This is a genomic window from uncultured Winogradskyella sp. (assembly GCF_963975125.1).
In the GTDB taxonomy this organism is placed as follows: Bacteria; Bacteroidota; Bacteroidia; order Flavobacteriales; family Flavobacteriaceae; genus Winogradskyella.
Genome location: NZ_CAXBGB010000111.1, coordinates 1 through 7,608 on the forward strand (window position 1 = coordinate 1; position 7,608 = coordinate 7,608).

Consider the following 7,608-nt stretch of genomic DNA (forward strand, 5'->3'; position numbering starts at 1 on the left):
ATTAATAACATTAGGAACTCTAAAAGACTTAACATTTAGTGTTTTGTCTTCAAGCTTAAAAAGCTTTAAAGAATTTCTATCTTGGTTACCGAAAGGTGTTCCTGATGTATCAAAATTAAAAATAATAGTGTTAAGCTTATCTTTCCATTTTTTAAATGTTCTATGTATGACAGTCGTTGTTCTTAAATTACCCATTATTCATTTAAAATATTATCAAATATAAACTATATTAGTTTTTCAATCTAAGTGGTAAATGAACATTCTAATAATTTCTAAACACAATAAAATTCCAGCTTTACAATATGGTGGTACAGAGCGCGTAATTTGGTATTTAGGTTATGAACTTTCTAAACTAAACCACAATGTTAGTTTCCTAGTAAAAAAAGGGTCTTCATGTAATTTTGCCAATGTTATTATTTATGATGAATCAAAGGGTTTAAAATCTCAAATTCCAGAAAACACAGATATTATACATTCTCACAACGTAGAATATTTATCAGATATTAAAACACCAAGTGTATTTACTCTTCATGGTAACACTGAAGCAGATTCTATATTGCCAAAAAACACCATTTGTATCTCTAAAAACCATGCTGAAAGAAACAATCTTAACACCTTTGTTTATAACGGTTTAAATTGGGATGATTATAATATTGAGTTAACAAATTCAGCTCGTTCTTATTATCATTTTTTGGGAAAAGCCACATGGAAAGTAAAAAACTTAGCAGATGCTGCAAAAATAGCCGTAAAAACTAACAATAGACTCATAGTTTTAGGAGGTGAAAAATGGAATTATAAAAACCTAAAAAAAGGTTTTATTTGGAAAGTTAATCCTTTGATTAAATATCATGGTATGGTTAATGATAAACAAAAAATGGCTATTCTTTCAAAATCCAAAGGGCTTATTTTCACTGTGAAATGGCACGAACCTTTTGGGCTCGCTATTATTGAAAGTCTTTTTGCTGGTTGTCCAATTTTTGGGTCTACACTTGGCTCTCTTCCTGAACTTATAACAGATGATGTTGGTGTTACAAGTGATGATAATGATATTTTAATTGAAGCTATTAAACACAATAATTTTAACCCAAAAGTTTGTCGGGATTATGCATATCATACCTTTAACTCTAAACAAATGGCGAAAAACTACATTAAACTTTATGAAAACGTATTAAACGGAGAAGCATTAAATTGATAATCAAAAAACTATTATAATTTAATGATATTTATCAACACCATTGGCTGTCCAAGTTAACTTTTCTTTAATCGTTGTTAATTCTATATTATTATTAAGTTCTAATCTACTCTTCGATTTTTCATGGTGATAAATATGATATACTATACCTCTATAACGCAACCTTCTGGATTTTAATCCTTTATTAAAAAAGCGTAATGCAAGCTCAGAATCTTCTCTTCCCCAACCTTTAAAATCTTCATTATAGCCATTAACTTCGATGAAATCTGATTTAAAATAAGACGTATTACAACCTCTAAACTTCTTAGAAAATTGATGGTTCGATTTATAAAATTGACTTAAAAATGGACTATAAATCGCTCGTGTTCTTTTTTTTATGCCTTTAGAAAAAGGACTAAATTGAACTTGTTGATTTTTATAAAGTGCATCTAAATAAGGTTTTTGTATGTTAACGCGACTTCCATAGAGATAACAGTTTTTTGATGCAAACGTTAAGTGATCTTCAATAAAGTTAGAATGCATTATACAATCTCCATCTACTTGAATGATATAGTCTCCCTCAGTTTTTGCAATAGCTTTATTTAGAATAATAGCTTTTGTAAATCCAACGTCTTCGTGCCACACATGGCTAACAGGAAAAGTTGACTCTTTCTTGAAATTTTCTATCAATAACTTTGTTTCATCAGTAGATCCATCATCTGCAATAATAACTTCATCTGGCAAAACCGTTTGATTTTTAAGACTTTTTAAAACCAAAGCTAAAGCTTCTGGCCAATTATAGGTTGATATGATTAAACTGTTTTTGATAAGGCTCGCTAATTAAAAATAAGTTTCAAAATCGTGGTTTTTATTCATTCTAAAAAGCTTCAAAAATTTGAACCATTGTCCAAAATTCTTCTTAAATAAATAAGACTTAGACAAACTTAAACTAGGGCGTTCTTTAATAAGATCTTTAATTTTATCTAAATTTCTAGATTCAATGAATCCTAATTTTTTCCATTTATGCGGCTCTAAATAAAAGACATCTGTAATGGATTTATAATTATCCTTATTCGCTCTTCTCCATTTTTCAAAAAAGTTCTTATTAACTTGGTCATTATGTCCCCAATTATCGAGTTTAAACCTTAATTCTTTCTCTGTCCTTGACAAACATTCGTGCAATAATATATTATCGGTGTAAATAATGCGTTCTTTTGTTTTTCTCGCCACTTTATAATTTGGATAATTAGTAGCTAATAAGACTTTTGTTGGTTGGTCCACATATAAAATACCATCCTCTAAATATTTATAGACATTTACTAAAAATCCAGCAATTTGAATTGGGTTTTTCTCTGGTGATTCTAAATACTTATTGCGCAATCTTAATTGTTTCACAAATTTAGAAAAATCAATAAATATCTCATCAGAATCTACCTGAACTAACCAATTTCCTATACCCATTTTTAGAGATAGCATATGGCGCTCTCTAGAATCATTTTCTATAGCAGACAACTCTGGAATATAGAAATTATCTTTATAAATGGTAATTTTATTATCAGTATCAAATGACTCTAACCATTCAAAAAAAATAGGATCAATTTCAAATTCTTTCCCTGACCAAGTGCGTTGTTTCTCATCCATAGCCAAAAAAATAGCATCAGCTTGATCATAAACTGGCGGAATTGAAAGCTTCAACTTTTCATAATCGTAGGATAATAAAAAACCAACTTGAATGTTCTTCATAAATATGCTTTGGAATACTACAATATTAAGCATTTATGAAAACTTAATAACTTAAAGCATTGTTTTTTTATTAATTTTGTTCACTTTCTAGCCTATGGATATTTCAATTATTATCATCAATTTTAACTCTTCAAACTTTACTATCAACTGTATTGAATCTATTTATAAATACACTAAAGATGTTACGTTTGAAATTATTGTGGTTGATAACAATTCAGCTTCCGAAGACAAAAAAACACTAAGCGATTTTTTAGAAAATAAGCCTATTACTTTCGTAAAAAGTAAAATTAATTTAGGCTTTGGTGGTGGCAATCATTTTGGGTACCAATTTGCAAAAGGCAACCATTATGCGTTTATAAATAATGATGCAGAACTTACTGAAAACTCTTTGTTAAAATTATTGAATTACAGTAACGAGAATAAAGATGTAGGAGTTTTGGGACTTTATCAAGTCAACAAAGAAAACGAAAAATTCAAATACAGTTACAGACAATTTATAGATTTAAAGTATCACTTATTTAATCAACAAAAACCACATAAATATTACTCCAAAAAAACGAATAGTGATCTAACAAGTCCGTTTGAAGTCGATTTAGTTTCTGGTGCTTTTATGTTTTTCAAAAAAGAAGCCTATAAACTTTCTGGTGGTTTTGACCCTAATATCTTTTTATTTTATGAAGAAATGGATATTTGCCTTCGGCTGAAAAAGAATGGATACCAAACCGTATTTTATCCCGATTCTACATTTATACACTATATGGGACAAAGCTCTACTAATGTTAGAATTAAAAATGAGTTTACAATTTCCTATTTATATGTGATACAAAAAAACTATAGTTATCTTTACTATTATACATTGCGAGTCGTTTTGTTATTAAAATATGGGTTCAAATCTATTATTAAACCAAAGAAATACTTCTCTTCTTTTAAAATAATTTTAAAAGGTGGAAATTCTTTAGTTTATTCAATGAAACCATAATATTAAAGATTATTACATATAATGATTTGTAAGTTCAAGTAATAAGTGCAACAGATAAATTAAAAACACTTGGAGAGTTCTCCAAGTGCTTTAGGTCAAAAACCTAAATTTGTCTTGCATGAAAAATTATAAACAGTTAACCTTAGTACAAAGATATCAAATAGAAGCCTTACTACAAGCTGGATTGTCTCAAACCTTAATAGCAGAACAACTAGGCTTTCATCGCAGCACCATTAGCAGAGAGCTGAAAAGATCTATTGCGCTTCGAGGTAGAACATCAGGCTGTTATATTGCCGAAAATGCAGAGCGAAAATCACAAAATCGTCATACGCATAAGTTCAAAATAGTTTTATTAACTGCTGATGTAAAACAGATTATTTCAAGGAAAATGGAACAAGACAAATGGAGTCCTGAACTTATTTCTAAGAAATGTAAAGAACTCGGTATACCTGAAATATCTCATGGAACCATTTATAAGTGGATATGGAAATCAAAGCATACTAACACAAAGGAGAATCGTAACTACAAATACTTATATAAAGAGTTAAAACACGGAAAACGAAGACAGAAACGAGGAAACATAAAAGATACTAGAGGTAGTATTCCAAATAGAGTTCATATCTCACAACGCCCAACAATAGTAGAACAAAGAAAAAGGATTGGTGATTTAGAAGCCGATCTAATGATGGGTAAAGACCATAAATCAGCATTATTAGTACTTACAGACAGAGCCACATTAATTACCATGATAGAAAAGCTAAAAGGGAAAACCGCCAAAGAAGTCACTTCTAAAATAAAAGAAAGACTAAGCAGATTTAGTTCTAGCTATCTCAAAACCTTAACTTTTGATAATGGTAAAGAATTTGCTGGACATCAAGAAATAGCAGAAGAATTTAACGTAAAGACTTACTTTACAACACTTTATACATCTCAAGAAAAGGGGACTGTAGAAAACAGAATTGGAGTAATTAGAAGATTCTTTCCTAAGAAAACAGATTTAAGAGAGGTTTCTAAAAAGCGAATTAAACAAGTAGAATTATCAATCAATAACAGACCTATTAGAAAATTCAATTACCTTAGTCCTATTGAAACTCTAAATAATAAGTTTGTTGCACTTATGAGTTGAACACAGCATTCTTTTATATTCTGATAGTTGACCAAAAAACATAAAGGTTGATTGGTTGTTTTTTGAATCTAGTTATGTACCTTTAAATGAAGTGATTTATCATCAAGAATTTTGTAGAGACAGAATTTGATTTGAAAAACACATAAGCCAAAAATCAATTATCAAGTTCAGCTTAAAAATTTAATATCTTTCAACCTAATCAATATTTATATAAATGGATTATAACAACAAACCAGATGCCTATTATAACTTTCCGAGACCTGAAATGCTCAAACTATTGCAAAAAACTGCAAAACGCGTATTAGATGTAGGTTGCGGACAAGGTACTTTTGCTGTTCAAATTAAAGACTATAATAATGCCGAAGTTTGGGGAATTGAATACATGCCAGAAGAAGGGGAAGTTGCAAAAAAGGTTTTGGATAAAATTTTTATCGGTGCCGTTGAGGATTATATTAATGAATTGCCAGACAACTTTTTTGATGCTATTTATTTTAATGATGTTTTGGAGCATTTAGCATATCCTGATGATGTTTTACGTGATCTAAAACCTAAATTAGTTAAAAACGGATTAATTATTAGTTCTATACCAAATATCAGGTATTTTAGAGTAATGAAAATGTTAGTTGCTGATGGTAATTGGGATTACGCAGACCATGGTGTTATGGACAAAACTCATTTGCGTTGGTTCACAAAAAAAAGTATTAGAAAAATGTATGAAGGCTTAGGATATGAAGTTATTAGCAATGATGGTATAAACCCAAGTAAATCATTAAAGCCATATCTCTATAATATTCCACTATTCTTTACGGCAATGGATATGAAATATGTACAATTTGCAACTGTAGCCAAGAATGTCTAAAGACTAAATTGGTATTAGTAAATCCTTATGAACCATAAACTACCGCTTAAACAAGATATATTAGACCTTATCGGTAGAAATAACGAATTATTTGAACACGATATAAAGTTATATAATGACGAGTTGAACATTATCGTATTATCTTCAAAATTCTTAGTTCTAGGAGGTGCAGGTTCTATTGGACAAGCCATTACCAAAGAAATTTTTAAACGTAAACCTATTAAACTTCATGTTGTAGATATTAGCGAGAACAATTTAGTAGAATTGGTGAGAGATATAAGAAGTTCATTTGGTTATATTGATGGAGATTTTAAAACTTTTGCACTCGATATTTGTTCTGTGGAATATGATGCTTTTATATCTGCTGATGGAAATTATGATTATGTTTTAAATCTTTCAGCATTAAAACATGTGAGAAGTGAAAAAGACCCTTTTACATTAATGCGTATGATTGATGTGAATATTTTTAATACCGAGAAAACCATTCAACAATCCATTAATAGTGGTGTAAAAAAATATTTCTGTGTTTCTACAGACAAAGCAGCAAATCCTGTAAATATGATGGGTGCTTCTAAACGTATTATGGAAATGTTTTTAATGCAGAAAAGTAATAACATCAATACCTCTACAGCACGTTTTGCTAATGTTGCTTTCTCCGATGGTTCTTTGTTACATGGCTTTGATCAACGTATTAAAAAGCAACAACCTATTGTAGCGCCACATGACATAAAAAGATATTTTATAACTCCTAAAGAATCTGGAGAACTCTGTTTAATGTCTTGTATATTTGGCGAAAATAGAGATATCTTTTTTCCTAAATTGAACGGAGCTTTACATTTAATTAATTTCGTTGATATTGCCATAAAATATATTGAAAATTTAGGTTACGAACCTTATTTATGTAATGATGAAGACGAAGCACGAGAACTAGCCAAAACTTTACCTCAAACAGGAAAATGGCCTTGTTTATTTAATAAAAGCGATACGACTGGAGAAAAGAATTGTGAAGAGTTTTTTACTAAAAATGAAATCTTAGACATGAATCTTTTCAATAATATTGGGATTATTAAAAACGATTTTAATTTTAATGATGAAGATAAACTCATTATGTTTACAAATACCATAAACAAATTCAAGACAAAAAAGGCTTGGACTAAGGAAGATGTAACTAGTTTATTTAATAAAATACTACCGAACTTTGACCATAAGGAAATAGGGAGAAATTTAGATCATAAAATGTAACTAATGCATAACAAAATAGATGTTGTAATAATGGCTGGTGGCAAAGGCAAACGTTTAATGCCATTGACAGCATACAAACCAAAACCATTGTTAAAAGTTGGTAATAAACCAATTATAGAATACAATACCGATTTACTAGCGTCTTACGGAATTAAATACATAACTATTACCATTAATTATTTAGGCGAACAAATTGTCGATTATTTTAAAGAAAACAATAAACATCAAATTAATTTCACTTACGTTAAAGAACACAAGCCTTTAGGTACTATTGGTGCTTTAAAACTTATAGACAACTTCACCAATGATTATATATTAATAATAAATGCTGACTTGCTCACTAATGCAGATTTTGACGAAATGTTTAATAATCTCCTTTTAAAAGAAGGAGACACCTTAATAGCAACTATTCCTTATAAAGTAGCTATTCCACATGGTGTTGTAGAAACAAAAGCAGGTTATGTTACTAATATTAAAGAGAAACCTTC

Annotated in this window: 8 protein-coding genes and 1 pseudogene; 6 read left to right on the forward strand and 3 right to left on the reverse strand. The window is 29.5% G+C overall.

The features are described from left to right. Positions 1-195, reverse strand: a pseudogene (locus AAC053_RS12935) (hypothetical protein); the annotation flags it as partial. Positions 196-253: 58 nt separating this feature from the next. Here AAC053_RS12935 and AAC053_RS12940 point away from each other — a divergent pair. Beyond that, complete coding sequence (locus AAC053_RS12940; protein ID WP_339757393.1) at positions 254-1,192, forward strand: glycosyltransferase; 939 nt, start codon at positions 254-256, stop codon at positions 1,190-1,192. A 21-nt stretch (positions 1,193-1,213) separates the two neighbouring features. On the opposite strand, the gene AAC053_RS12945 is transcribed toward AAC053_RS12940, so the two are convergent. Both AAC053_RS12945 and AAC053_RS12950 read right to left on the reverse strand, forming a co-directional pair. After that, positions 1,214-1,999, reverse strand: a complete 786-nt coding sequence (locus AAC053_RS12945) for a glycosyltransferase family 2 protein (protein WP_339757412.1) — start codon at positions 1,997-1,999, stop codon at positions 1,214-1,216. A 12-nt stretch (positions 2,000-2,011) separates the two neighbouring features. Then, entirely contained in the window at positions 2,012-2,914 is a 903-nt protein-coding gene (locus AAC053_RS12950) for a hypothetical protein (protein WP_339757395.1), read from the reverse strand. Between the two features lie 94 nt (positions 2,915-3,008). On the opposite strand from AAC053_RS12950, the gene AAC053_RS12955 reads away from it, so the two are divergent. The 5 genes from AAC053_RS12955 to AAC053_RS12975 form a co-directional block, all read left to right on the forward strand. Beyond that, a complete protein-coding gene (locus AAC053_RS12955) occupies positions 3,009-3,893 on the forward strand; it encodes a glycosyltransferase family 2 protein (protein ID WP_339757398.1) in 885 nt (294 codons plus the stop codon). A 118-nt stretch (positions 3,894-4,011) separates the two neighbouring features. Beyond that, a complete protein-coding gene (locus AAC053_RS12960; RefSeq protein ID WP_339757400.1) occupies positions 4,012-5,019 on the forward strand; it encodes an IS30 family transposase in 1,008 nt (335 codons plus the stop codon). A 214-nt stretch (positions 5,020-5,233) separates the two neighbouring features. Then, complete coding sequence (locus AAC053_RS12965) at positions 5,234-5,878, forward strand: class I SAM-dependent methyltransferase (protein WP_339757403.1); 645 nt, start codon at positions 5,234-5,236, stop codon at positions 5,876-5,878. A gap of 27 nt (positions 5,879-5,905) precedes the next feature. Next, on the forward strand, positions 5,906-7,120 hold the full coding sequence (locus AAC053_RS12970) for a UDP-N-acetylglucosamine 4,6-dehydratase (RefSeq protein WP_339757406.1): 1,215 nt from the start codon (positions 5,906-5,908) through the stop codon (positions 7,118-7,120). Positions 7,121-7,123: 3 nt separating this feature from the next. Next, on the forward strand, positions 7,124-7,608 hold a 485-nt coding region (locus AAC053_RS12975), incomplete at its 3' end, for a sugar phosphate nucleotidyltransferase (protein WP_339757409.1).

Coding starts and splice junctions, on each gene's coding strand:
- AAC053_RS12940 (WP_339757393.1), top strand. CDS start 254: ATGAACATTCTAATAATTTCTAAACACAATAAAATTCCAGCTTTACAA.
- AAC053_RS12950 (WP_339757395.1), bottom strand. CDS start 2,914: ATGAAGAACATTCAAGTTGGTTTTTTATTATCCTACGATTATGAAAAG.
- AAC053_RS12955 (WP_339757398.1), top strand. CDS start 3,009: ATGGATATTTCAATTATTATCATCAATTTTAACTCTTCAAACTTTACT.
- AAC053_RS12960 (WP_339757400.1), top strand. CDS start 4,012: ATGAAAAATTATAAACAGTTAACCTTAGTACAAAGATATCAAATAGAA.
- AAC053_RS12965 (WP_339757403.1), top strand. CDS start 5,234: ATGGATTATAACAACAAACCAGATGCCTATTATAACTTTCCGAGACCT.
- AAC053_RS12970 (WP_339757406.1), top strand. CDS start 5,906: ATGAACCATAAACTACCGCTTAAACAAGATATATTAGACCTTATCGGT.